The sequence below is a fragment of the Macrococcus sp. S115 genome (genome assembly GCF_030067655.1).
GTDB lineage: Bacteria > Bacillota > Bacilli > Staphylococcales > Staphylococcaceae > Macrococcoides > Macrococcoides psychrotolerans.
This window is the reverse complement of record NZ_JASJES010000006.1, coordinates 49,190-72,618: the sequence shown is the minus strand read 5'-3', so window position 1 is coordinate 72,618 and position 23,429 is coordinate 49,190. Positions and strand designations below refer to the sequence as shown.

The following is a 23,429-nucleotide window of genomic DNA, read 5'->3' as shown; positions in this document are numbered from 1 at the left end:
ACATGATACCTTATACGTCAATCCAAAATCGTCTACTTTTAACACCATTAGACTGATAATATGGTTTATCCTCTAACCCTCCGTTCTTTATGATTACTCTGCTTGAAGCAATATTGTCTTCATCACAAGTAATTAAAGCTTTCTCAATTCCAATAGAACGTGCAAAAGCAAGGGATTTCTGAAGAATTTTAGTGGCATAGCCTTGCCCTCTATAACTTCGGCCTACACCATACCCGATATGTCCACCGGTGTTCAATAAGTCCTTTGTAAGAGTATGTCTAATATTAGCAGCACCAATAATAACACCATCTATAAAGTAAAAAAATGTAGTATTCTTCACCCATTCTTGACCAGACTCTCTCATTTCAAATATTTCAATCATATCTTCAAAGCTATTATAACGCTTATAGTTTGTAGCAGTTGGTATAATTTCTTCTAGATTGCTCCACTCTCTCATATATTCTTCAAAAACAATTTTATCTTTGATTGTTAACTTTCTAAATTCAATCATTTCATCACCTTTTTATATTCTTGAATTTTATTTTTTAAACTTCTTGTGTCAATCTTGCGTCCACTGGTTTTAACGTTATCCCAAAATCCATCCCGCTCATAACGAGGAATCATGTGCTGATGAAAATGTAATCCTTCATCCATAATATTTCCATTATTTCTTACAATTGTAACACCATCCACTTTAAATACATCTTCTAAAATTGAAATTAAGTATTTCTCAATTTTAAACAATTCTAAGCAAACGTCTTCTTCCAAATCACGAATATCTTCAAAATGATTATTTGATATGATCAATAAATGTCCATACTGAATTGGATCAATATCATAAACCACATAAAAATATTGAGTTTCCAATAGTTTTTGATTTTCACTTATACCTTCACAAAATATACACATATAAATCACCACACTGATTAATATTTTATCCCTTCATATATTTTATAATAATGTTAGATTTTTTTCACTGAACTATATTGAATTATTCACTAGTAGATGATACGATATAGTTATAATAATTATATCGGTATATTCATTAGTTAGGAGTTGGAATATGAATATTCAACTAAAAAAAGGTGTGTTAGAACTCATTGTTATGAACGAAATTAGCAGGGGTGACCAATATGGCTATGAGCTTTCACAAACAATTTCTAAACATCTATCTATTGCTGACGGGACGCTTTACCCAATGCTTCGAAGGCTTGTAAACGAAGGAATGCTAGACACTTATATGGGAAAAACATCTGCTGGACCTGCGCGTAAATATTACACTATCACCTCAACAGGAAGATTACATTTACAACATTTAACAGAAGAATGGATGGAGTTAAAATCATCTGTTAATCAATTATTAGAAGGAGCTGACAACAATGAATAGAAGGGAATTTTTAAATACGTTGTATCGTAACTTAAATGGTTTGGACGAAAATGAAAAACAATCAATAATGTTTGAATATGAAGCACATTTTGAAGATGGTTTATTAGATGGAAAGGATGAGCAGTCAATATCATCTGAGCTCGGTGATCCAAAACGTATCGCAAAGGAATTAAAATCCACATATATTGTTGATCGTGCAACCCAAAATCCATCAACTTCAAATGTTATGAACGCAGTAATGGCTACGATTGGACTAGGAATTTTAAATATATTTTTTATGTCAGTGCCGTTATTCACTTATTTATCATTTTTGATTAGTATGATTGTTCTTGCATTTATCTTTCTCATTTCTCCGTTATTTTTAGTTGCAGATTATTTAATCAATGGTGCTGATGCTGTAACTTTGTTTGATATATCCATGACAATAACTATGGTTGGTTGCGGTATTCTGTTATCGCTTGGGCTTTACTATTTTGCACACTATGCTAATAGATTAATTGTGAAGTACGCAAAATGGAATATCAATACGGTAAAAGGAGCTTAATCATGAAAAAATTTCTGATAATTTTAGGTATATTTCTCTTGATAATAGGAATAACCGGGATGTTTTTAACGAAATATGAAATCGTTACCAAAAAACAAAACGGCTATAGTGAGCAAATAACATTGAATCAACCTTTTAATTCAATTGATTTAGATATAGGTCAAGGTACTGTTGCCGTCGAACAATCTAAAAACCATCGTGCATCACTAAAAATCAAAAACATCAGCAAAAAAGAGGATTACCAATATAAAATAGATAACAATACTCTATATTTTAGTACAAAAAACGATTCTAAAAATCGAAAGAAAAATTTTGTATTTGGTAATCACAAAAATCTCGATGAAATAGAAATTAAATTATTAATACCAAAAGAAAAGTTAAAATCGTTTAAGGCAAAAACATTTGCGGGCACGATTGATGTAGATTATCTTTCAACTAAAAATTTGGAATTGAATGCAGATATCGGTTTGATAGAAGGAGATATACTTAAAAGTGATCAATCTAATATAAAAGTCGGCATGGGCGATATTAGTTTTAATAATTTTAACTCACAACAAGCAGATATCAATATTAAAACTGGAACAATTGAATTGTATGGACTAAATTCAGATATCAATATTAACGGACACATCGGCATGGGTGATGGTACTTTTGAATATACAACCGAGCCGCAAAGTACTCACTTTGATGTCTCTACAAAAAATGGTGACATTGAATTGAATGATTTAATCAATCTACCACAAAGCAATGCTAAATCTCTTGTTAAAATGACTATTGGTACTGGTACAGTAGAATTTGATTATGAATAATTAGATACAAACAACTTAATATTGTAATAGGTAAAGCTTGTTTAATCTGGACATTAAACAAGCTTTTAAACTTCCTTATATTATCTATATTTCCTCATCATCTCAAGCGGTACATGACAATAGTCACCTGGATGTCTGTCCAGATAATCCTGATGTTCGTCTGCACTACGGATATAATTATTTAGTGACAGCACTTCTACAACAACCTTCTCTTTATCTTCTCGTGAATTTATATAGCGTCTTACTGCTTGTAATAACGCTTCATCTTCACTATAGATTCCTGTTCTATATTTCGGACCTTCATCGACCCCTTGCTTGTTCACGCTATACGGATCCATAATCTGAAAGAAATCATCTAGCAGCTCATGTAGTGCCAGTGTATCTTCACATATCGTCTTCACACATTCAGCATAGCCATCATAGGGTCCGTCTAATGTTGCTGTCTCGCCGTTCGCTCTACCCGCTTCAGTTCCAGCTACACCAGGTACCGTCTTTAAAAATGCCTGTACACCCCAGAGGCATCCTCCAGCCAAATATATTGTATACAATTTCGTTCACCTCTCTGATTCGTATTAATTATCATTATACACAAAAAAATTGAGGTAAATGTATGACTACATTTACCTCAATGCTAGAGATTACTTTTTGAATTTATCTACTGCTTCGTTGACTTTATCCTGTACGTTCTCTGATACTTCTTTCACTTTACCAGAAATCTTACTCTCTTTACCTTCTTGCTCTAGTTCTCTATTCCCAGTCGCATTACCAACTGTTTCTTGTACGTTGCCTTTTAATTGTTCAAATTTACCTTCATTAGTCATTATTATCACCTTTCTTTCATGTAATACTATATTTTACCCACATATTTCCTATTTAAACATTTTATTTTTATAAGTTATGCTGGTAATTCATTTTCTCCATCGCCCCAAACTTGTAGCGCAATTTCTTTCACAAGTTCAAGTTTCGCCCACTGGTCACTTTCTGTGAGTTCGTTGCCTTCTTCTGTAGAAGCAAATCCACACTGTGTACTTAGACTTAGTCGCTCTAAAGGAATATATTTACTTGCCTCTTTAATACGTGCAATTACTTCCGCTTTATCTTCTAACTCTGGGAACTTAGAAGTAATCAGACCGAGTACGACGTGTTTTTCTCCAGAAACTTTCGCAAGTGGTTCAAATCCTCCGGCGCGTTCCGTATCATATTCAAGATAATACGCATCAACGTCTTCTTTCGCAAAGAGTTGATCTGCAACTTTATCGTATGGACCAGCGCTCGCAAAGTCTGAGCGGTAATTCCCTCTGCATACATGTGTATTGATGATAAGGTCATTCGGTGCATTGTGTATTACACGGTTATTAATGTCTAATAGCTCTTCTTTGAGTGCTTCCACATCCAGATTCTCGCTGTTACCGTCACCGTGTATCTTCTCTAATGTGCCCTCAGAGACATGAATGCCCCAAGAACAGTCATCTAGTTGAAGCACGCGTAATCCTTCATCATACAGTTCTTGTATTACTGTAGTATATGCCTTAACGATATCATCTTTGACTGCTTCACGTGATACATAATATTCATCTACTGTTTCTTTTACACCGGGGCGTGTCAGTTCTACTAAGAACTGTGCCGGAGCTGGGATTGTCTGTTTTACCGTCACATGTTTCGGTGCATAGTCCCTGACAAATTTATAGTGTTCTACAAAAGGATGGTGTTCTCCAGAAATCTTACCGATAAACTTCACACTATCACTTCTTGTTTCATATTTATTAAAGACGTACCCTTGACCGAGTAATTGCTGTTCTATTCCATTAAATCCAAAGAAAAAGTCAAGATGCCAGTAACTTCTTCTAAATTCACCATCTGTTACAGTTTCATATCCTAATGATACGAGTTTATCGATCAGCTTTTTAATTTCTTGATCTTCTACTTGTTTCAATGCATCATATGTAATTTCTTGATTTAAGTATTGCTCACGTGCCTTCTTTAATGTTTGCGGTCTTAAAAAGCTCCCTACGTGATCAAATAATGGTTGTTGTACTGTATTTAAAGTTGTCATAATAAATTCCTCCTAAATGTGTGGTTTATATATTGTATTTGCCAAGGCTTATGTATCATGTCATACATATCAGAATCCAAAAAACCCCTCACTCCTTTACAATTTAGTAAAGGGTGAGGGGTCTCCCACGGTACCACCTTTATTCGTATAGCTATCGCTAACTATACCTCAGCAAGTACGCACATTTATAGAAATTTTCATTAATTATGTGTAATACTCAGGCAATGATAACGAGTGCCTACTCTCGACAGAACCTACTAGAATTATCGTTCAGCATGTAGCAAAAAAGGCCATTTTTCAATACTTTCCTTTAACTTCATTTCACCAAACTGAAGCTCTCTGTGTAAATTCCGATATCTACTTTTCCTTTTTATCGCTTTGTAGTATTGAATTACTAGAAATTATACACATCACTATTTATGTTGTCAACTATTTTTCTGAATATTTCATTAATTTAATAAAAATTTATTTTCTCACTTTGTATTTATGTATAAAACACATTTAAAAATATGTTAATATAAAGAAGCAATCTAAGAAGATTGCTCTTCATATTTCCTTTTGATATAAAGAGAAAATTAACTTTTTCTGTTGGAGTTAATTTTTGATAAAAATCCACCCTATCTGTTGGGGGTGGATTTTTATTTTTATCTTACTGTAAATCAACAGTCAAATATTCTATAATGACAGTAATAATACAGATTGGAAGTGTTTAATTCATGACGAACATTCAAGAAGCATTACAAAGTTATAGTGCGCAATATGATCAATTGATGAAAGAGGATATCAACATTGATATGACGCGCGGAAAACCATCAGGAGAACAGCTGGCTTTATCATTCGAGATGCTCGATGTATTAAAGAGCAAGGATGCTGATACGTACTTATCATACTTCAATTATGGTATTCCCAGTGGTATTCCAGAAGCAAAGGCATTATTTGCAGATTTATTCGATGTGTCTCAAAATGAGATTTATATTGGCGGCAATTCAAGTTTGAATCTCATGCATGATATGGTTAATAAGTTCATGTTCTACGGAGTTTCTGAAGATGCGCTACCTTGGAAGGATCAACAGGTAAAATTTTTGTGTCCAGTGCCAGGATATGATCGTCACTTTACAATTTGTGAGTCATATGGCATCGAAATGATACCTGTAACAATGACAGATCACGGCCCTGATATGGATCAGGTTGAATCTCTAGTAAAAGATGATCCTGCAATAAAAGGTATGTGGTGTGTCCCGCTCTATTCGAACCCCCAAGGGTATAACTATTCTGATGAAACTGTAGAGCGCCTGGCAAACATGCACACAGCTGCTGATGACTTTAGAATTATATGGGACAATGCTTACGGATACCATCACTTAGGTGAAGAAGTAATCAAAGTGAAAAACTTACTTCATGCGTGTCAAAGTGCCGGTAATCCTGAGCGTGCTTTAATGGTTATGTCTACTTCTAAGATGACTTTCCCTGGTGCAGGTATTTCAGCACTTGCTACAAGTGAAACAAACATTAAGTACTTATTATCGTTATTCGGTGTTCAAACAATCGGACATGATAAGTTAAATCAGCTGCGTCATGTCAAGTTTTTCGGAGACAAAGATGGTTTGATTGAACATATGCGTAAACATAAAGAAATTATGGCTCCGAAATTCGATGTTGTGGATACATACTTATCTGAGAAACTGTATTCACCAGAAATTTGTAAATGGAACAAACCTCAAGGTGGTTATTTTATCACGATAGAGGTATTGGATCATTGTGCAAGTGAAATTGTAGAGAAGTGTAGTGCGCTTGGTTTAAAAGTTACACCAGCCGGCGCAACACATCCTTATGGCAAAGACCCTAACGATAGCGTTATTCGTATTGCTCCATCATTTTTAAATGTGGAAGACCTGAAAGAAGCAATGGATATTCTATGCGTCGTTATAAACTATGTCTCATTAAATAAATTATATGAAAATCAATAATATTTAAAGCGATTCCTGTTTAAAGGAATCGCTTTAAACAATATGAACTCATGGATATCGCCTTTTAAGAACGCTATCATAAAATTTTATATAGATAAATTTTGCTTTTATCCTGGAAGGGGTTATTATGAAAGATTTTAAAGAAATACTGGTCGTTGCTTTTGCATTTGTAGGGGTTGTCGTGGGTGCAGGATTTGCTACCGGACAAGAAGTACTGCAATTTTTTACGTCACATGGCAGCAATAGTATATGGGGCATTCTATTGACAGGCCTTCTTGTTACTTTAGGTGGTATGTTTGTCATGAAGGGTGGTCATGTTGTTAAAAGTGAAAATCATGCTACAAGTATTAAATATTTTTTACCAAAACAAATTTCGTTGATCTTTGATTTTATTCTTACTGCCTTCTTGCTCGGTCTGGCACTCGTAATGAGTGTCGGGGGTGCAAGTACAATCAATGAAAGTTTCAATATTCCATTTTGGTTAAGTGGTTTAATCTTTATAGCACTTGTGAGCTTAACGTTATGTATGCAGTTCAATAAAATTATTCGTGTCCTCAGTATGGTAACCCCATTCTTAATTGCGATTGTATTGATTATTTCAATTTTTTATATGATGAAACATGACTTCAATATCTCTGACGGTATTATTAGCATCCCCGATAATAAAGGACTCTACCCATGGTGGTTTGACGCAATTAACTATTCTAGTTTACAGATTGCTGCAGCATTCAGTTTCTTATCAGTCATGGGTGGTCAGCTAAAAAAAGGAACGCATGCAATCTATGGCGGTTTATTGGGTGGAAGTATCATCATGGCATTATTAATGTTAATTAACTTAGGGCTTATTACAGAGTATCAACATATCGTAAAAGTTGACTTACCCACTTTACTGCTTGCACAGGAAATTCATCCAGCCATCGGAATTGTCTTCTCGGTAATAATGATTGCTGTAATCTATAATACGGTCGTTGGTTTAAACTATGCATTTATCTCGAGAATCACGAAACCCTACAGCAGAAATTACTATATCATAATTGTTGTTATTGCAATAATTACATTTTTAATGACGTTTATCAGTTTCTCAAAACTTGTCGCAACAGTCTTCCCTATTATGGGAATCGTCGGTTTACTCTTATTTTTCCCTGTAATTTATAAAGGGTTTAAACACTTTAACTTGAAAGACTAAAATAAAACAGGCGATTCCAAGTGGAATCGCCTGTTTTATTTTACGACAAGTACATTAATATCAGAATGTTTAACAACATGACGACTTACGCTACCCATAACGACTTCTTTTAATCCACTTAATCCTCGCGTTCCGATAACGAGTAAATCATGATTATGATGATTCGCAACCTCCACAATCTTCTCTTTCGGATAACCATGTTCAAATAGCACATTAAAGTGATGTCCAGAGAATTTTGCAATAATATCCTCCAGTTCCTCTTTACGATCTGATTCACTATCTCCTGTACCATGCAATACACTTTCTTTTGAGTCTTCTGCTGTAATAACGGAAAGAATCGTATAATGCTTAGCATCGAGCTTTATCGCTTCTTCTGCTGCACGCATACTATTATGTGATCCATCTACCGCAATAAGAACGGATTGATACATTTAAGCCACCTCTTTTCTGTTAAATACAAAGTTCAGCACACTGCCAGCAATAACACCAATGGCTAAATTGTGGGTCATAAGTACTAAAGTAATAGTCACTAACACTACTATTATGTCAATCCATCTTGCATTTTTCAAAAATTTGAATGTCCCAAAATCAAATGTACTTATTGCAGCCACAACCATAATCCCTGCAAGAATACTCATTGGGATCTGAACGACGTAATCACCAAGAACAATTATTAAAAACATAAGAGATGATCCCGCTGCAATCGATGATAATCTCGTCGTTCCACCCGATTTCAAATTCAATACAGTTTGTGCAATCATTGCACATCCACCGATACCACCGAAGAATCCTGTAATGATGTTAGCAACGCCCTGTCCACGTGATTCCTTATTCTTATCACTGTCACTCTTCAATGTATCATCTACAATACGTGCCGTTAGCAGACTTTCTACAAGACCTACGACCGCCATCGATAAACTGTACGGAAAGATAATCTTAAACGTTTCGAAATTGAAGGGCACATCAGGTATAAACAAATGCGGTAATGTACGTTTAATTTCTCCGATATCACCTACTGTCCTAACATCAGCATGCATCATAATTGAAATTGCTGTAAGTAGTACGACTGCAATGAGTGGTGCTGGTACTTTCGTAAAAAATTTGGGTAGGACGTATACAATCACAATTGTTGCCACAGTAAATATATAAGTCACACCACTAATATTAAAGATGTGCTGTAATTGTGATGTAAAGATGAGTATTGCAAGGGAATCTACGAATCCAATCATCACTGTATTCGGTATGTATTTGAGTAAGTTACCTACTTTAAATATTCCAAAGATGACTTGTAATATTCCCATCAGGATGGTCGCTGCAAATAAATAATCTACGCCATGTTCTTTCACTAAAGAGAACACGAGCAGTGCAATTGCACCTGCTGCTGCAGAAATCATCGCACTTCTTCCACCTGTAAAGGCGATGACTACCGCTATAACAAATGAAGCATACAGTCCCACCATTGGATTTACTCCTGCAATGACGCTAAATGCAATCACTTCAGGTATCAGTGCGAGTGAAACTACGATACCCGCTAATATATTTTGTAAAGGCTGTGTAAGCCATTCACGTTTTAATGTGTCTATCATAAATTCCTCCTACAAAAAAGATACTTTGACAGTATAACATAATTATTTTTACACAACTGTAGAACCAATTCATGGCATAAAAAATTTGCGCTTCATAACTGAAGCGCAAATTTTTTATGCCATGCCAACATGTCCCAATATTACTTTTTGCACATAACCTTTTTCCACGAGGAACTGTATACTGTTACCATTCAAGTTGTAAATGTAAACACCATCAACTTTAGAAGGCACCGCTTTATTACTACCAGATATCATCTTACCTTTGAAAAGGTATTCATTGCCATACACTTTCTTCACATCATCGAATTTAAGTTCATTGTTATTCACATCTAAAGTCGCTGTATATGGATTTTTATCAGTCCCCTTAAAAAATGTATAGTTCTGATCATAAACTTTCTTAGTATAACCTGTGCCTGAAACTCCTGAAGTCATACGCTTAAGATTTACTTTATAACCATTTACGGTTACGTTATTTACTTTAACTGCACGCACGAAATCTTTATCCAGCACAAACTTGGCATTTCCGCTCGTATAACCAGAGTACTTATAGTAAGGCTTCTGAACTTCAGCTGTTGAATGCTTAGCAAAGGCATCTTCGCCCTGCACTGCACCTAACGACATGGCAGCCGCTAAAGTTGTTGCGCCTAATACTTTTACAAATTTCATTTCCACCACTCCTAAAATATAATTTCATTATTCTCATCATTTTCTACATTAATTATTTACCCTGAATGGTGCTCACAAAACATTTTTAATCATTAGTTAAAACTAAATAAAATAAAAATCCTTTCATTCTGATGGACTAATGACTTGGGAATTCTTTCTTTAATTAGATGTAATATTCTTTTAACCTTTTATGCCGTTCACATAAAGCCAGCTCTCATCAGCAGTTTAGCATCATGACTACGTATCCCTTTTCCAATATCCTTAGAAGCCACATGCATACAAAAAGACCCTGTAATTTTACAAGGTCTTAATTATAATGCTGTTCTATTGTATTTCTAATAAATTGTTTAGCTGTTGTTAAATCCTGTGCTTCTTGATTATCTATTGAAATATCCAATCTCTGGATGATGCCTTCCTTTCCCACAAGTACTGGTAAGCTATATGCTATATCCTCATTTCTCGTTGATAATGGGAAAATTGAACGCTCATTGAGCACAAGCGATTTGATAAGCAATACAGTGATTTTTGATATCGCTGCATTGGTCCAGCCTTTTTGATGGAATACATCAAATGACACGCTATCAATCGCCTCAGTTATCTCCTTTTTATCTATCTTATGGTAACCACTAAGCTGTTCATATTCCTCTAACGCTATACCATGAATACGCGTTTTACTCCAGAGCGGTACAGCATGTGCTCCATGCTCTCCTATCACAAACCCTTCAACACTTTTAGGGTCAATGTTGTAATGATTTGCAATTAAAGTTTTAAAACGTGAAGTTTCTAATAACGTACCAGTACCTATCACTTTACTCTCCGGATAATACTTTGAAGCGATGTACGTCATCGCATCGACAGGATTGGAAATAATAACAAGCAAGGCATCGGTCGTTACTTCACCGATACGTGTAGTGATTTCTTTAATAATCACTGTATTCGCCTTTGCTAGCGCAGTGCGATCTGGAATTGATGTATCTGTCTTTGTACTGGCCGCTATAACGATAACATCCGCATCCTTTAAATCCTTATATGTTCCCGCATAAATATTGATATGATTCGTGACACCAATACCTTGACTGTGCAAATGATCCATTGCCTCTCCAGTCGCAACATTTTCGTCACTATCAATCAAGACAATCTCGTTAAATACGTTCAAATACTGTACGTCAGTCAGCACTTGACTGCCCACACGTCCAACACCAATGATTCCTAGCTTCATCTACTTCCCTCCATATGGAATGACGTCTTTGTTGAATTCCTTATTAATATAATCTTTCATATCTTGAGACTGAAGTACTTCAATCAAATCCTGAAACTTCTTATCATTCTTATGGCCTTTTTTAACAGCAAGAATATTTGCAAATGGTGAAGATTTATCCTCTAACGCGATGGCATCTTTATGCGGTGTAATCCCATTATCAATTGCGTAGTTAGAATTCATAATTACTGCAGCCCCTTCACCATTACGATACGTCTTCGGTAAGAACTCTGCGCTTTGTTTGTTATTAAACTTTAGATTCTTTTTATTTTCAACGATATCAGTAAAGTGTGCATCTTCAATCTTTACGCCTTTTTTCAGCTTGATCACACCTTTATTGACAAAGAATGATAAGAAACGCCCTTCTTCAGCCGGATTACTTGATACGAAGATTTCAGAGCCAGATGGAATTTCATCTAAGTTCTTATACTTCTTACTATAAACCCCCATAGGCGTAGTGAACACTTTCCCTACTTCTTCAATATCATAATGATGCGTCTTTTTCTCAGCTTTCAAGTATGGCACATGCTGGAATAAGTTAGCATCAACATCGCCTTCTTGCAGTAACTTATTCGGTACTTTATAGTCATTGACAATCTTAACTTCTACATCATATCCTTTTTTCTTCATCGCAACCGCTGCATGTTTAACAACTTCTCCATGCGGCGCAGGGGAAGCTGCAACAACAATCTTCTTATCCTCTTCTTTTTCAGTTGAACTACAGCCTGCTAAAGATGCAGATAATATGACTGCACTAATTAAACCTAATACTTTTTTCATGCATAGTTTCCTCCTAATTTTTTAACTCAAATAAAAAAATCCCGTGGACAAGAACAAGTCCACAGGATAAATTTCTGTATAGTCTCGTCTCATCTTTACAACTTGCGTTGCAGGAATTGGCACAGTGTTCATTAAGAATCTGCTGCCGAGGTTTCATAGGGCCTGTCCCTCCACCTCTCTGGATAAGAGTTAAAATATTTTGTTTTATTTATTGATTACTATCATAATTAAACATCTTAATGATGTCAATGAATATTTTGAAAATTCTATTTTAATCCTTTAATAACTTTCTATTTCTAACATAATACGTTAAACACATAATTACAGACATAAACAGCAATATACCTAGTACAATGGGTTTGGTCACAAAATTATCTGGAACTAAAAATATAACAGCTGTAAATAACGGTAACAGCATGCTCAACCAAGTATAAGAACGTTTCATCGATTCATATGTCACAAAACTCATTCCTTCATCGTGATCATTAATCTCAGGAACTAAATTAATTTTTCTAAACTTTTTCTTTGCCCATACGAGAAATATTGTACTTACAGCCATCAATATCATATTAATTATCACTGTCGCAATGATAAAGTACAAAAACATATCACCATACTTGTATGGGTTGATATGAACAGAAAACAATACATCACCTTCATTAATCGTATAACGCATAACCATACTCAGTGGGATAATCAGTAATCCAATACACACAATACAGACTAGATTAAATAACGGATAAATTCTTTTAAATTGTTGTTCATTCATCTTCAATATCCTCCAATTCAAAAAGATCTTCAACTTTACATTGAAATACATGACAAATCTTTAACACTAACGTGATAGACGGTGAAATCGTACCTTTTTCGATAAAACCAATCGTCTGTCTTGTTACACCAACTCTTTTCGCTAACTCACTTTGATTCATATTAAATTTAGCGCGGTACTCCTTTAAATGAGACTTTAGCATGTTGTTCACCTCACCACTAATGTACATTATACTTAACATTATGTAAAGTATTTTTAACATATATAATAAAAAGCACCGCTTATCCGGTGCTTAAGTCCCTACATTCAGTTGTTCTAATTGTTTAAGCTGCGTTTTTGCCTGGTTATATATACTTTCTGGATAATTGTGAATACGCATAAGTTCTATTGCATTCGAAGTCGTTGTAACACCTTTTCTGATTGTATAGTCAAATGTTATATCATTATCTTCAGTCAGTGTTTCTTTAAAGTAATAAAAATCAAAGTGTGTCAGTATCTCAGTTAATTCAATATCATGTGTCGCTGCAAATAATAAACTGTTTTGATGTAAATTCAAATAGTCTAGTATTGCAGTTGCTGAAGCAATGCGTTCTTTCGTATTCGTTCCGCGCAATATTTCATCAATGAATATATACGTCGGTAATGTCAATTTAAGCACTTCTAAGAGGCGCTTTACTGATTTAATTTCTGCGATAAAGTAACTATCACCTTTCGCTAAACTATCTTCTAAATTCATTGAAGTGGCTATGATTCCTGGTTGATACACAAATCTTTCACTTGTCGATGTATTCAGACCTTGAGCCATTACTAAATTTATCGCCATCGTTTTCATAAACGTAGATTTCCCCGAGGCATTAGATCCTGTTAACAGTACAGAATGCTTATACTTAAAATCATTCGCTACAGCACGATCAAGTAACGGGTGATACACTTCCTCCGCTTCAAGCACTTTTTCTTCAGCCGCTTCAGGAATAGCGAAATATGGTAATGTTGTTCGCCATAAAGCAGTACTATAACTTGCATCTGCTTGTCCTACTACTTTGAAATATGAAGCGAAATCTTCTTGATGCTTATGAAGTATCGCAAGCGCGCGATGATACAAATGATAATCAATTAAAAACGTCTGCTTAATCGTATTAATCATTGTAAGCGCAATGTTCCCTTCATTCTTATTATCATTTAACATAAAATAGCTCATCCACTTAACGGACTTCATCTTACTATCATTTGATTTACGGCCGTTCAACTTCATTATTTCGTTTGCCGTATCAATAATCTTAATTGCATAGAATAAATCGTTATAAACGAGATCACTTTGCGACTGAAACTTTACTGATAGCCCCATAACGACACCCATTGCAAGGATTACACTGAATATACCAATAGAAACACCGAAGTAGAACATAGCTAAACTCAGTATAGGTAGGAAACTTACGAGTATCATCAGCTTGTTGTAGTGCTCTTTTTTCTGATAATGCACTGTAAACCGGCTTGCATCATTATTCGCATTTCTACCAAGCTTCGCTAATATAAATGACAATTTCTCACGATATCTTACATCCTCAGTAATCCTATTCAACATTGTTTCATCAACATGATGTCCCGGGAAATTACGCAGTAACGTATATGTATATTCCTCACCAACAGATGTAAAGTGATAGTTTATACGATGAAATAACTGATCCATACTTAGATCATTCCATGTAATATCATCAATACATCGCGCCTCTTCTTTACTAATATGCTTATAATAATGATCAAACATAATATGATTACCTTTTTGTTTGAAAAGTGTCGCCTGCTTGTTAAACAATGTTTTTATTTTACGCTTCAGTTGAATACTGTCATAGACACTATAACCAATACCTATACCAATTAACACGATTGTTATTAATACATAAACCCAGAAACTCTGCATGCTGAACCTCCGTTTATCAACTTTTTAACCAATTGTATATTCCTTTTCTAGATGCGATTTGTGATATATCGCCATACCTGTTGTCAGTTTTTTAAACCCAATTTTCTTATAAAATGCTTCATTACCAGTTGTTGAGATTAAGTGAATACAAGACAGATTTTCAAATTGTATAAGTAGATTTTCTAGTAACATTTTAGCAACACCTCTTCTTTGATATTCTTGACAAACAACAACATCATAGATAGCAGCGTTAAATACTCCGTCAGATAACGCACGTGCAAATCCAATAATCTTATTGTTTAGTTTAGCTATTGCTATATGCGTACTGTTTTTTAATATGATACTTACCTTATCATCATTGTGATTCATCCATCCAACACTTTTATAGACCTCTACTAACTTGGTAATATCATGTTCACTATATGTATTGTAAATTGCGATACGATCCATAAGTATCACTCCTTTATTACATTTAAAAAAGTTTCAACAATTTTACTGAATAATTCGGGTTGCATTTCATTTGCTAAATGTCCGGCAAAAGGAACAATCGCTATATGAACATTATCATTTTTATATAGTTGCTCAATACCATTCAGTTCATGATGTGCATTCTCCCCTATACATAAAAGTGCAGGTTTATCAATACGCGTTAACTTACTTGTATACTCAAAAGGGTACCAATCTTTCCCTATCTCATTTGTGATAACCTTTCTCCAATCTCCTTCATGAATCTTATCCATATATTTAATGACCTCATCTAATTTAATAATTTCCATAAGCCTTGCATCTTCCTCTTTAGAACTTTCTTCAAAGCCTTCGTACTTAATTGTCATTATACCAGTGGTAACTATCGATTTTACTCGGCGTGTAGCAATATCATTAATAATAAGTGCAATCAGTGCACCAAGTGAGGCGCCAATAATGTGAACCTCTGATTCATTTAAATAGTCTAGTGTTTCTATTACATCATGAGCACAATCAAAAAAATAGTTATCTAAATCATTGCTTACAGATTTACCGTGACCTCTTAAGTCCATTCTAATCACTTTATAATTCTTTTGCAGTTGCTTACTCAAAAATTCATTTTCTGTTAAAGCAGTCTCGCCACCACTATGTAATAACAAAATTGTTTCACTGCCATTTCCTTGATTGTAATGATTCAAAATCATATTATCCCTCCACTTCTCAATAAATTATACTTAATTTTCTGATAACAATGAATATCAATTTACAATTATATACAAAATTAAAAACCAACTCTGTCTCGCAGAATCGGTTCTCAATGTCATCTTTCGGTTCAATACTATGCTTTGCCTTTCAACAGGGCATTCCAGTACATCAATGGTATCCCACGTTTCTTCACTTGATATAATAACGGATTCGTCTTCCCTTGATCTATCGGCATAGACTCCTTCGGTTTCATATCATATCCAAATTCCGCTATAAACGCCTGACCATATTCTGTTGCTATTGGACAAGCTGTAGAGCCATCATAATGCGCTTTTAACTGTTTGCCTTTTATCTGTGAAAGTAGATTACTGACAAGTACGGGCATCTGTTTTCTTACTGCCGCTCCCATCTTTATGGTTGGTAAATTCGTACAGTCTCCGATACCGAATACATTTTGATGACGAACATGTTGTAGCGTAAATGGATTAACATCCAGCCACCCTTGTTCATCGCTTAAGGTCGAATTTTTCACAACATCTGGCGCACTCATAGGTGGTGTTACAACAATCATAGAGAAAGGTAATGTATATGTTTCTCCTGTAGCCCATTCTTTAAATGTCGCTTCTTTCTTGTCACCGTCTACCTTAATCAATTCTTGATTGAGTTGATATTCAATATGCTTATTATTTAAATGTTCCTCCATATATCGTCTATATTTTTCCACAGGAAATAATGTGTCTTTCCCTGATTTAAAAATAAGATGTGCCTTATTATCTTTCTGATCACGAATAAATTCATCAAAGGTAAACAATGTATTTTCAGGAGCAACTCCGCCTTTAATTACTGATTTCGGTTTCGTTATTATCACATTACCCGTCTTGGTCTGCTTTAATAATTCATAGGTATAATCTGTATAATCATAGAGGTAGTTTGTCGTAACACCATTTCTGCCTAGCGTCGCTTCAAGTCCCTCTACCTCCTGAAAGTCTAATTGTATGCCAAGTGCGACGACGAGATATTCGTACATAATAAAATCATCATTATCTAAATACACTTTACGCTCTACAGGCTGAATACGAGTAACACGTTGCTGGATGTGGTCAATTGTTTTAGGGATTACACGTGACATGCTTTTTACTGTACGTGTCTTCTTCTCTTCACCTGAACCAACGAGAGGCCAAGCTGGCTGATAAGCATGTTGATCTGCATGATCGATGATAGCGATATCCTTTATACCAGACTTCAATAATCTGCTTGCACTTGATAACCCACCTGCACCTGCTCCGAGAATCACTACTTGATATTTCTTCATTGTTTCCCTCCTAGTAAGTTTATTAGTTATTATATACCCTATTAAATTAACGATATGAATAAAAAAGAATAAAAAAACACTCACCTTTAAGGTGAGTGTAAATCTTAGTTATCTTGTAATGTCATTGTTTTATCTTCGAGATACTTAGAATCCAAGGTTTTCGCTAAAATCTTAGTCTCAAGACCAAAGAGTTTCATCACTAACAAATGCACACGTGCTTGAGTAATTGTGTATACAAACCAAGGTAGCGATGGTTCATATTCGTGGATTGCAATTATACACTCATTCGTATCAAGTATACGTCTGAATTCAAGTCGTGCTCTGCTGCTTTCGTTTACCTTAGCAAACTTACCGCCTTTTATATAGAACAACACCCTATCTTCTGATGATTTCTTTTGTGATTTTTCCAGGATAAGGATAGGGTCTTTGAAAATTGGTAATGAAATATTCAATACTTCATTTTCAATCGAAGTATTGATAAATGAGTAACCGATACGTGATAACCAGTTAACATAATAGTTTGCCGTTTGCTCAATCGTCCAGCTTGAAGGGATCGTAATACGTTGAACAGACTTAACGTCATTCTTTTGAAGCTGTTTCGCAATAGAAGGTGCTTTTTTCTTACCTTTCTTCTCATCATCACTATCTTTTAAAGCAGTCTCAATACTTTCTTTTAACGGTGTCGGTGCATTGGATATGCCTTCTACATAATTCTTCTTAGAAGGTGTCATATCATGCACGAGACTATCAATTAATGGATAAACAAGTTCCTTAGATTCACCAGCGATTAATGCGACAGGTAACTTTGTAATCCATACTGGAATGAACGGTACATCAAGCATAGGTAATTTCTTCTTCATAGCTGATGCAGTGGCTTCAAACATTCCTTTGTAATCCGTTACTTCATGATAGATATCAATCTGTTCATTTTGTTTCGGTTCGCGCTTAACTAATGTTGCTAATCCTTTAACTACATCTTTTAAGGCAACAGGTGCTGTTTTACTATATGCCCACTTCGGAAGCACGAGCGCAGGCAATCGTTTTGTCAATTTCTTCAGGATCGGGAACGAAGAGCCCTTTGGTCCAATAATCAGCCCCGCACGTAATGTCGATACAGGAACACCGTAAGAGCCCAGAATCTTCTCACATTCTTTACGACTATGTAAGTGATTTGATAAGTTCTCATCCTCTTCGTCCGGCATAATTCCACTCATAAAGATGATATGTTTCACGCCTTTGTTCTTCGCCGCACGGCCAAAGTTATCTGCTAATATTGCATCCATATCCATAAATGAACCTTGAGTTAATTTCGCAGAGGGTATCATAGAGTGCACGAGATAAATTGCCGTATGCACGCCTTCCATAGCTTCTTCAATATCCTCAAGTGCATAGAGATCCACTTTCTTCCATGTTACGTTCTTTTCATCTTCTTTATTATCTGTACTTCTTGAAGCAGCTATAATGTCATAGTCTTCTTTCAATTGTTCCAATAAATTTCCGCCGATATAACCTGAAGCGCCTGTTAATAGTACCTTCATTAAACGTCCTCCTATTCTATAGTATTAGTCCATACCCCATCTGACCCATCTATAACCGGTATAGTGAATTTAATCTTCTTTATCTATCTTCTTCTTTTCGAAAACGCCTTCGCACCATGTGTCTTAGCGAGCTCAAATAGCGGACTCCATGCATTCGTATGCACTACAGGCGCCTGGTTATTGCCTAATCTTCTGATTTGCTGTTCGTAGTACGCTAAGCCAACGAAGCCTCCAATCATTTTATCCAGGGTTTTAACCTTGGTCGTCAGTCTTGGTAAAGTAACATCCTCATACGTTCCTTCATGCAGCTGATTTGGAAGCTCAGGATTCAGTACAAGCGGACGTCCAATACCGATCATTGATACGTTCGTCTCTGTGATGGCATCGATCATGCTTTGCTGCTTACGGAACCCTCCAATCACAGAAATCGGCACCTCTACCATATCACTTACTTTCTTTGCATAGTCCAGGAAGTATACTTCTCCGTCACCCATCATTTCCGGCTTCTCATAATCTCCACCTGAAATTTCGATATGATCGATTCCGAGTTCATCCATCTTCTTGATTACAGTGATAGAATCCTCTAGGGAGAATCCTTTGTCACTAAAGTCCGTTGAATTGATCTTTAAGCTGATTGGAAACTCTTCACCTAACGCCTCGCGCATACCCGTATAGATTTCCACTAAGAACTTCATTCGTTTATCTAGTGTCCCCCCGTATTCATCAAAGCGACGGTTATCCCTTGCTGATAAGAACTGACTCACTAAATAACCGTGAGCCCCATGTATCTGAACACCTGTAAACCCTGCTTTCTTAGCGATTACTGCAGTAGTTACAAAGCGCTCTATCGTCTCTTTAATCTCATTCAATGTCATCTCACGTGGTGGGTTAAATCCACTGCCGGCATCCCCATTAATGGGAATGGCACTAGGAGCTACAGGCTGTTGAGATACCGACTTTGGACTTTGTTTACCGGGATGATTAATCTGCATCCAGATATGGCTGTTATTACGTTTACCCGCTTCAGCCCAGCGCTTAAGTATATCTAGATCTCGCTCATCTTCTACAACGACATTCCCCGGCTCACCAAGATAACGACGATCGACCATAACATTGCCGGTAAGCGCCATACCGATACCTCCATCAGCCCAATGCTGATAGGCATTAACAAGTGCTTCTGTCGGGCGATGGTTACCGTCTGCCATACCTTCACTCATCGCTCCTTTATATAATCTATTCTTTATTGTTACACCATTGCTTAATTCAAGCGGTTCAAATAATTTTTCTACTGTCATATCATTTACTCCTTCACTTCAAATTTAAAGCATTTCATACTTTGTATCTTCCCTCAATGCACCATATTAATCATAAAGAAACACCTCCTGAATGATTCAGGAGGTGTCAGTTGAAGCTTATTTATCTTTTTTGAAGCTTGTAAGCAATGAAGTTGTATTTAAAGCTAGAATATTACGTGCATTCTTTGTTGCATCATAACCATGTCCCGCCTTTAGATGGGAATAGATTGCACCAAGCATTACACCTTCTACAAGTAATGCCCCCGCCTGATTAAACTTCTTGCTGAAGATAGATAGCGCAAGTAACGCTGCACCGGCTGTCTCAACACCACCGACAACTTTCATCATTTCTTCCGAATAACCGAACTCATCAAATAATTTAGCTAAATCTTCGTTCCCTTGAAGTTTCCCTTTACCTGCATTGTACATTTCCTTGGCAATATACAAGTTGTTCATATAGTTAAACATACTGAACCTCTCCTTTAAGTTATTATTATTACTATATCCAATTATTCACGTTTAAAAACATTTATATGTCTCATAATAACTATCACGGCTCTATTAACACCCGATAGCTAACCATCTATAAAACCCCTATATAACTAAAATCATTAGAAAACAATCTGAGTCCCTACTCTTTAGAGCAATAAATATAGAGGACATTATAATACTATACAAAGTAGTACCCACCCCAAGATTTATACATTATCATTTCTATATTTCTCCATTCTAACAATCCCCTCATCGTCGGGTTGCTTATTATCACATTTGCATACATAACCGTAACGCTCATAAAAAGGAACAGCTGTTATGGAAGCTGGAATTTCTATACGATGAGCACGCTTGTAGTATTCATCGCTCTCTAGTGTGTGTATAATAAGATGTCCTATACCCTGTCCCTGATATTCAGGCAACACAAAAATCGTAAAAAAACTGCTTTCTATTTCGCTACCCCAATATGGACCAATTGCACCAGTACCGACAATCTTATCATCGGCTCTAAATACATAAAAGTGTGTCCATGATGCACGCTCCGTGATGGAAACCTCAGTAATCGCTTTTGCATCTTCAATTAAATCCTCTTTTGAGTAATCTGTGATATTCGTCTCAAACATGGCACGATGAATAAGTGCTACTATCTCCTTGGCATCCTCATTCTTGAAACCATCAATATCCACCTTCATATACACCGCACCTCTCTTATTTAATTACAAGCAATGATATCTTAACGCATTACTGGCAAAACATTATCTAATATTAATAATCGATCTCACGAATGCTTCTTTCGCAACTGTATAATTAGTTCTATATTCAAGCCACTCGCACTAATCTCGACATCAATAATAGGCTTTATTATCAATCCTTAAATTCATAAACCGCCAATATGCTAAATACTGTCAGGACTAAGAGAAGTAACACCTAAAGTCATAACGTCATCTCGACTTGAATTAGATAAATTTCTGCGTAACCTTTCCTTTTCCATTATCAAACTCAACTATACCGTATGCACCATTAATAAAAGTAATTTGCGGAGGTTGATGCCCACAATCAACGTCATATAGTATTGGTATATCTAGTTCATCGGCAATATCTTCATATACATCAATCATTGTATATCCATCCACCGCTTCATCCACTTGAGTCCTCCCAAAGATAATACCACTTACATTATCAAACCAACCTGCATACTTCATCTGGAGTAACATTCTTCGACACGTAACTGAAGATGACTCACAGTTTTCTAGATACCATAATACCGGTTCTTCACCTATGTATTCATTTCTAAATCGCTCCACATCTCCATATGGTGTTCCTACAATATGAGAGATGACATCAATACATCCTCCAAGTAAACGTCCTTCAATCTTTACATTGTTTCCACTTAATGACTTCCACTTTGTCTGCTCAGTAAAATTAAATATGTAATCTGTTGGAATATGATGCGTCCAGCTGTTCTGAAACATATCAGATGAATATTGAACTATTTCCTCATTCCTCTGAAGTTTTAATACACGTTCCCATGCACTCGTTGTTTTGTCTGAATATTTTCCACGTAAGTCCACAATATTCGTGCCATGCGCTGTCGCTATACCAGTATTCAAAGTAATTGCAAGAAGGATAAGGCTCGTATCTGAATAACCCATTATCCATTTCGGTTGAATATTAGCATAATCAATCTTATCTATTATTTCAATGGCAAGTTCTCCGCCCCATGGAGGAATCATAATATCAATATCTTCTCTTTGTAAAAACTCATTAAGTTCTTTAGCTCGCTTATTCATATGACTTGATTTTGCTTTATATTGCGTCATTACCGTATCACCGATAATCAAGTTTACATCTTTAAAACGTTCTTTAATCTCGTCCATAAAATGATGACAATTCTCAGGGATACCAGAAGAAGGTGCAGTAATACCTATTGTAAAATTATCTTTAAGCGTTGGATATTTGATCATTTATAATCCCTCCAAAATATTCAATACTATTCTTTAAACAATCATTTTTATTAATTAATACAATTATTTGTATTTTCTATTATTTTATATATAATTGCCACTAATTACTATCAAAGGAGTATTATAATGACATTAACTAGAAACTTAAGATTGCCAAACCTTGAACATTGGTATATGTTCCCAGGATCAGTATATCCAGAACCTACATATAACAATACATCGCTTGAAGTCTTTATTTGGGAAGAAGATATGATATATATATTAACGATTACTGATATACCTGAAATGGTATTTTTTAAAAATGAAGACTTAATTTCAGATATTGAAGGACTTGCACACCATCTTGTTGTAGAGAAAGGATCTACGCAACTTTTTGAATTTATTACAATCGATTCAAGTGAAGTTGATCGTGATGAATCATTCGATAAAGCTGTCTATAAGTTAATTAAAAATAAATACCCTCATTAATCATCATCAAAAAAGTTTTAAATACGTCGATTGTAAAATTAAGCTAGAATTTTCTAGTTCTCATTTAATGTTTATATTATATCTAATTCAATTAATATTTCTACATATAGAATTTTTATATGTTTAACGGTCGTTTAAGTTACTAATATGCTTTGAATTTAATTCCTAATTCACTTTGTCACTTTCCGTTTTATATTGCAGTAATTTTACTTGTTAAATTGCAAAAAACATAAATAACTCCTGATTTTTCTATACAAATGGCTACTC

The 23,429-nt window shown here is 35.4% G+C and carries 26 protein-coding genes, 1 pseudogene, 1 riboswitch and 1 other annotated feature; of the genes and pseudogenes, 6 read left to right on the top strand and 21 right to left on the bottom strand.

The annotated features are described in order from the left end of the window. Positions 1-10: 10 nt before the first annotated feature. Together QNJ52_RS08210 and QNJ52_RS08205 are read right to left on the bottom strand one after the other, a co-directional pair. Complete coding sequence (locus QNJ52_RS08210) at positions 11-511, bottom strand: GNAT family N-acetyltransferase (RefSeq protein ID WP_283722279.1); 501 nt, start codon at positions 509-511, stop codon at positions 11-13. Next, positions 508-909 (bottom strand): HIT family protein, encoded by a 402-nt coding sequence (locus tag QNJ52_RS08205; RefSeq protein ID WP_219493709.1) that lies wholly within the window; start codon positions 907-909, stop codon positions 508-510. The genes QNJ52_RS08210 and QNJ52_RS08205 overlap by 4 nt, the downstream gene beginning before the upstream one ends. A gap of 154 nt (positions 910-1,063) precedes the next feature. On the opposite strand from QNJ52_RS08205, the gene QNJ52_RS08200 reads away from it, so the two are divergent. The 3 genes from QNJ52_RS08200 to QNJ52_RS08190 are packed head-to-tail and all read left to right on the top strand — an operon-like array spanning position 1,064 to position 2,740. After that, positions 1,064-1,387, top strand: coding sequence for a PadR family transcriptional regulator (locus QNJ52_RS08200; RefSeq protein WP_283722278.1), 324 nt, complete (start codon positions 1,064-1,066; stop codon positions 1,385-1,387). Further along, positions 1,380-1,931, top strand: coding sequence for an HAAS signaling domain-containing protein (locus tag QNJ52_RS08195; protein ID WP_101031150.1), 552 nt, complete (start codon positions 1,380-1,382; stop codon positions 1,929-1,931). The genes QNJ52_RS08200 and QNJ52_RS08195 overlap by 8 nt, the downstream gene beginning before the upstream one ends. 2 nt (positions 1,932-1,933) lie before the next feature. Further along, complete coding sequence (locus QNJ52_RS08190; protein ID WP_283722277.1) at positions 1,934-2,740, top strand: DUF4097 family beta strand repeat-containing protein; 807 nt, start codon at positions 1,934-1,936, stop codon at positions 2,738-2,740. A gap of 80 nt (positions 2,741-2,820) precedes the next feature. On the opposite strand, the gene QNJ52_RS08185 is transcribed toward QNJ52_RS08190, so the two are convergent. The 3 genes from QNJ52_RS08185 to QNJ52_RS08175 all read right to left on the bottom strand — a co-directional run bounded on the left by QNJ52_RS08185 (position 2,821) and on the right by QNJ52_RS08175 (position 4,793). Beyond that, positions 2,821-3,288, bottom strand: a complete 468-nt coding sequence (locus QNJ52_RS08185; protein WP_283722276.1) for a peptide-methionine (S)-S-oxide reductase — start codon at positions 3,286-3,288, stop codon at positions 2,821-2,823. Between the two features lie 90 nt (positions 3,289-3,378). After that, positions 3,379-3,561 (bottom strand): CsbD family protein, encoded by a 183-nt coding sequence (locus QNJ52_RS08180; RefSeq protein ID WP_086037984.1) that lies wholly within the window; start codon positions 3,559-3,561, stop codon positions 3,379-3,381. Between the two features lie 74 nt (positions 3,562-3,635). Then, positions 3,636-4,793, bottom strand: a complete 1,158-nt coding sequence (locus QNJ52_RS08175; RefSeq protein WP_283722275.1) for a 5-methyltetrahydropteroyltriglutamate--homocysteine S-methyltransferase — start codon at positions 4,791-4,793, stop codon at positions 3,636-3,638. 106 nt (positions 4,794-4,899) lie between these two features. Beyond that, positions 4,900-5,176: a binding site (T-box leader), on the bottom strand. 333 nt (positions 5,177-5,509) lie between these two features. On the opposite strand from QNJ52_RS08175, the gene QNJ52_RS08170 reads away from it, so the two are divergent. Together QNJ52_RS08170 and QNJ52_RS08165 are read left to right on the top strand one after the other, a co-directional pair. Beyond that, the gene (locus QNJ52_RS08170; RefSeq protein ID WP_283722274.1) at positions 5,510-6,760 is read left to right on the top strand and encodes an aspartate aminotransferase type Ic; all 1,251 of its coding nucleotides are present in this window, start codon (positions 5,510-5,512) and stop codon (positions 6,758-6,760) included. Positions 6,761-6,887: 127 nt separating this feature from the next. Then, a complete protein-coding gene (locus QNJ52_RS08165) occupies positions 6,888-7,946 on the top strand; it encodes a YkvI family membrane protein (RefSeq protein WP_219493699.1) in 1,059 nt (352 codons plus the stop codon). A 35-nt stretch (positions 7,947-7,981) separates the two neighbouring features. Here the strand turns inward: QNJ52_RS08165 and QNJ52_RS08160 are convergent, their stop codons facing one another. The 16 genes and pseudogenes from QNJ52_RS08160 to QNJ52_RS08085 all read right to left on the bottom strand — a co-directional run bounded on the left by QNJ52_RS08160 (position 7,982) and on the right by QNJ52_RS08085 (position 22,694). Then, positions 7,982-8,377, bottom strand: coding sequence for a universal stress protein (locus tag QNJ52_RS08160; RefSeq protein WP_283722273.1), 396 nt, complete (start codon positions 8,375-8,377; stop codon positions 7,982-7,984). A gap of 21 nt (positions 8,378-8,398) precedes the next feature. Then, a pseudogene (locus QNJ52_RS08155) lies at positions 8,399-9,532 on the bottom strand (SulP family inorganic anion transporter); the annotation flags it as partial. Positions 9,533-9,646: 114 nt separating this feature from the next. After that, complete coding sequence (gene isaB / locus QNJ52_RS08150; RefSeq protein ID WP_283722272.1) at positions 9,647-10,198, bottom strand: immunodominant staphylococcal antigen IsaB family protein; 552 nt, start codon at positions 10,196-10,198, stop codon at positions 9,647-9,649. Positions 10,199-10,505: 307 nt separating this feature from the next. Next, positions 10,506-11,417, bottom strand: a complete 912-nt coding sequence (locus tag QNJ52_RS08145) for a lactate/malate family dehydrogenase (RefSeq protein WP_283722271.1) — start codon at positions 11,415-11,417, stop codon at positions 10,506-10,508. Continuing rightward, positions 11,418-12,236 (bottom strand): MetQ/NlpA family ABC transporter substrate-binding protein, encoded by an 819-nt coding sequence (locus QNJ52_RS08140; protein WP_283722270.1) that lies wholly within the window; start codon positions 12,234-12,236, stop codon positions 11,418-11,420. It abuts the gene before it with no gap. An 86-nt stretch (positions 12,237-12,322) separates the two neighbouring features. After that, positions 12,323-12,425, bottom strand: a riboswitch (SAM riboswitch). A gap of 82 nt (positions 12,426-12,507) precedes the next feature. Then, positions 12,508-13,005 (bottom strand): hypothetical protein, encoded by a 498-nt coding sequence (locus QNJ52_RS08135; RefSeq protein WP_283722269.1) that lies wholly within the window; start codon positions 13,003-13,005, stop codon positions 12,508-12,510. Next, positions 12,998-13,207 (bottom strand): helix-turn-helix transcriptional regulator, encoded by a 210-nt coding sequence (locus QNJ52_RS08130; RefSeq protein ID WP_283722268.1) that lies wholly within the window; start codon positions 13,205-13,207, stop codon positions 12,998-13,000. Before QNJ52_RS08130 ends, QNJ52_RS08135 begins: the two co-directional genes overlap by 8 nt. Positions 13,208-13,297: 90 nt before the next feature. After that, positions 13,298-14,923 carry a MutS-related protein gene (locus tag QNJ52_RS08125; RefSeq protein WP_283722267.1) on the bottom strand — a complete coding sequence of 542 codons (1,626 nt, stop codon included), beginning with the start codon at positions 14,921-14,923 and terminating at the stop codon, positions 13,298-13,300. A gap of 24 nt (positions 14,924-14,947) precedes the next feature. Then, positions 14,948-15,373 carry a GNAT family N-acetyltransferase gene (locus QNJ52_RS08120; RefSeq protein WP_283722265.1) on the bottom strand — a complete coding sequence of 142 codons (426 nt, stop codon included), beginning with the start codon at positions 15,371-15,373 and terminating at the stop codon, positions 14,948-14,950. A 5-nt stretch (positions 15,374-15,378) separates the two neighbouring features. Then, positions 15,379-16,092 (bottom strand): alpha/beta fold hydrolase, encoded by a 714-nt coding sequence (locus tag QNJ52_RS08115; protein WP_144781389.1) that lies wholly within the window; start codon positions 16,090-16,092, stop codon positions 15,379-15,381. 134 nt (positions 16,093-16,226) lie between these two features. Next, on the bottom strand, positions 16,227-17,405 hold the full coding sequence (locus tag QNJ52_RS08110; protein WP_283722264.1) for an NAD(P)/FAD-dependent oxidoreductase: 1,179 nt from the start codon (positions 17,403-17,405) through the stop codon (positions 16,227-16,229). Between the two features lie 104 nt (positions 17,406-17,509). Next, on the bottom strand, positions 17,510-18,943 hold the full coding sequence (locus QNJ52_RS08105) for an NAD(P)H-binding protein (protein WP_283722263.1): 1,434 nt from the start codon (positions 18,941-18,943) through the stop codon (positions 17,510-17,512). 83 nt (positions 18,944-19,026) lie between these two features. Next, entirely contained in the window at positions 19,027-20,238 is a 1,212-nt protein-coding gene (locus QNJ52_RS08100; RefSeq protein WP_283722262.1) for an NADH:flavin oxidoreductase/NADH oxidase family protein, read from the bottom strand. Between the two features lie 117 nt (positions 20,239-20,355). Beyond that, positions 20,356-20,706, bottom strand: a complete 351-nt coding sequence (locus QNJ52_RS08095; protein WP_099483801.1) for a DoxX family protein — start codon at positions 20,704-20,706, stop codon at positions 20,356-20,358. 230 nt (positions 20,707-20,936) lie between these two features. Beyond that, on the bottom strand, positions 20,937-21,422 hold the full coding sequence (locus QNJ52_RS08090; RefSeq protein WP_283722260.1) for a GNAT family N-acetyltransferase: 486 nt from the start codon (positions 21,420-21,422) through the stop codon (positions 20,937-20,939). A 264-nt stretch (positions 21,423-21,686) separates the two neighbouring features. Continuing rightward, positions 21,687-22,694: a S66 family peptidase gene (locus QNJ52_RS08085; protein ID WP_283722259.1), complete on the bottom strand. Its 1,008-nt coding sequence runs from the start codon at positions 22,692-22,694 to the stop codon at positions 21,687-21,689. Between the two features lie 126 nt (positions 22,695-22,820). Here QNJ52_RS08085 and QNJ52_RS08080 point away from each other — a divergent pair, with 126 nt between their 5' ends. Continuing rightward, positions 22,821-23,162 carry a hypothetical protein gene (locus QNJ52_RS08080; protein WP_283722258.1) on the top strand — a complete coding sequence of 114 codons (342 nt, stop codon included), beginning with the start codon at positions 22,821-22,823 and terminating at the stop codon, positions 23,160-23,162. The last annotated feature ends 267 nt before the right edge of the window (positions 23,163-23,429 follow it).

Bases quoted from the DNA above. Each gene is read 5' to 3' on its own strand.
- QNJ52_RS08100 (WP_283722262.1), bottom strand. From the start codon at position 20,238: ATGACAGTAGAAAAATTATTTGAACCGCTTGAATTAAGCAATGGTGTA.
- QNJ52_RS08125 (WP_283722267.1), bottom strand. From the start codon at position 14,923: ATGCAGAGTTTCTGGGTTTATGTATTAATAACAATCGTGTTAATTGGT.
- QNJ52_RS08110 (WP_283722264.1), bottom strand. From the start codon at position 17,405: ATGAAGAAATATCAAGTAGTGATTCTCGGAGCAGGTGCAGGTGGGTTA.
- QNJ52_RS08205 (WP_219493709.1), bottom strand. From the start codon at position 909: ATGTGTATATTTTGTGAAGGTATAAGTGAAAATCAAAAACTATTGGAA.
- QNJ52_RS08165 (WP_219493699.1), top strand. From the start codon at position 6,888: ATGAAAGATTTTAAAGAAATACTGGTCGTTGCTTTTGCATTTGTAGGG.
- QNJ52_RS08140 (WP_283722270.1), bottom strand. From the start codon at position 12,236: ATGAAAAAAGTATTAGGTTTAATTAGTGCAGTCATATTATCTGCATCT.
- QNJ52_RS08120 (WP_283722265.1), bottom strand. From the start codon at position 15,373: ATGGATCGTATCGCAATTTACAATACATATAGTGAACATGATATTACC.
- QNJ52_RS08085 (WP_283722259.1), bottom strand. From the start codon at position 22,694: ATGATCAAATATCCAACGCTTAAAGATAATTTTACAATAGGTATTACT.
- QNJ52_RS08190 (WP_283722277.1), top strand. From the start codon at position 1,934: ATGAAAAAATTTCTGATAATTTTAGGTATATTTCTCTTGATAATAGGA.
- QNJ52_RS08080 (WP_283722258.1), top strand. From the start codon at position 22,821: ATGACATTAACTAGAAACTTAAGATTGCCAAACCTTGAACATTGGTAT.
- isaB (WP_283722272.1), bottom strand. From the start codon at position 10,198: ATGAAATTTGTAAAAGTATTAGGCGCAACAACTTTAGCGGCTGCCATG.
- QNJ52_RS08210 (WP_283722279.1), bottom strand. From the start codon at position 511: ATGATTGAATTTAGAAAGTTAACAATCAAAGATAAAATTGTTTTTGAA.
- QNJ52_RS08160 (WP_283722273.1), bottom strand. From the start codon at position 8,377: ATGTATCAATCCGTTCTTATTGCGGTAGATGGATCACATAATAGTATG.
- QNJ52_RS08105 (WP_283722263.1), bottom strand. From the start codon at position 18,943: ATGAAGGTACTATTAACAGGCGCTTCAGGTTATATCGGCGGAAATTTA.
- QNJ52_RS08145 (WP_283722271.1), bottom strand. From the start codon at position 11,417: ATGAAGCTAGGAATCATTGGTGTTGGACGTGTGGGCAGTCAAGTGCTG.
- QNJ52_RS08135 (WP_283722269.1), bottom strand. From the start codon at position 13,005: ATGAATGAACAACAATTTAAAAGAATTTATCCGTTATTTAATCTAGTC.
- QNJ52_RS08090 (WP_283722260.1), bottom strand. From the start codon at position 21,422: ATGAAGGTGGATATTGATGGTTTCAAGAATGAGGATGCCAAGGAGATA.
- QNJ52_RS08180 (WP_086037984.1), bottom strand. From the start codon at position 3,561: ATGACTAATGAAGGTAAATTTGAACAATTAAAAGGCAACGTACAAGAA.
- QNJ52_RS08115 (WP_144781389.1), bottom strand. From the start codon at position 16,092: ATGATTTTGAATCATTACAATCAAGGAAATGGCAGTGAAACAATTTTG.
- QNJ52_RS08130 (WP_283722268.1), bottom strand. From the start codon at position 13,207: ATGCTAAAGTCTCATTTAAAGGAGTACCGCGCTAAATTTAATATGAAT.
- QNJ52_RS08195 (WP_101031150.1), top strand. From the start codon at position 1,380: ATGAATAGAAGGGAATTTTTAAATACGTTGTATCGTAACTTAAATGGT.
- QNJ52_RS08170 (WP_283722274.1), top strand. From the start codon at position 5,510: ATGACGAACATTCAAGAAGCATTACAAAGTTATAGTGCGCAATATGAT.
- QNJ52_RS08175 (WP_283722275.1), bottom strand. From the start codon at position 4,793: ATGACAACTTTAAATACAGTACAACAACCATTATTTGATCACGTAGGG.
- QNJ52_RS08200 (WP_283722278.1), top strand. From the start codon at position 1,064: ATGAATATTCAACTAAAAAAAGGTGTGTTAGAACTCATTGTTATGAAC.
- QNJ52_RS08095 (WP_099483801.1), bottom strand. From the start codon at position 20,706: ATGTTTAACTATATGAACAACTTGTATATTGCCAAGGAAATGTACAAT.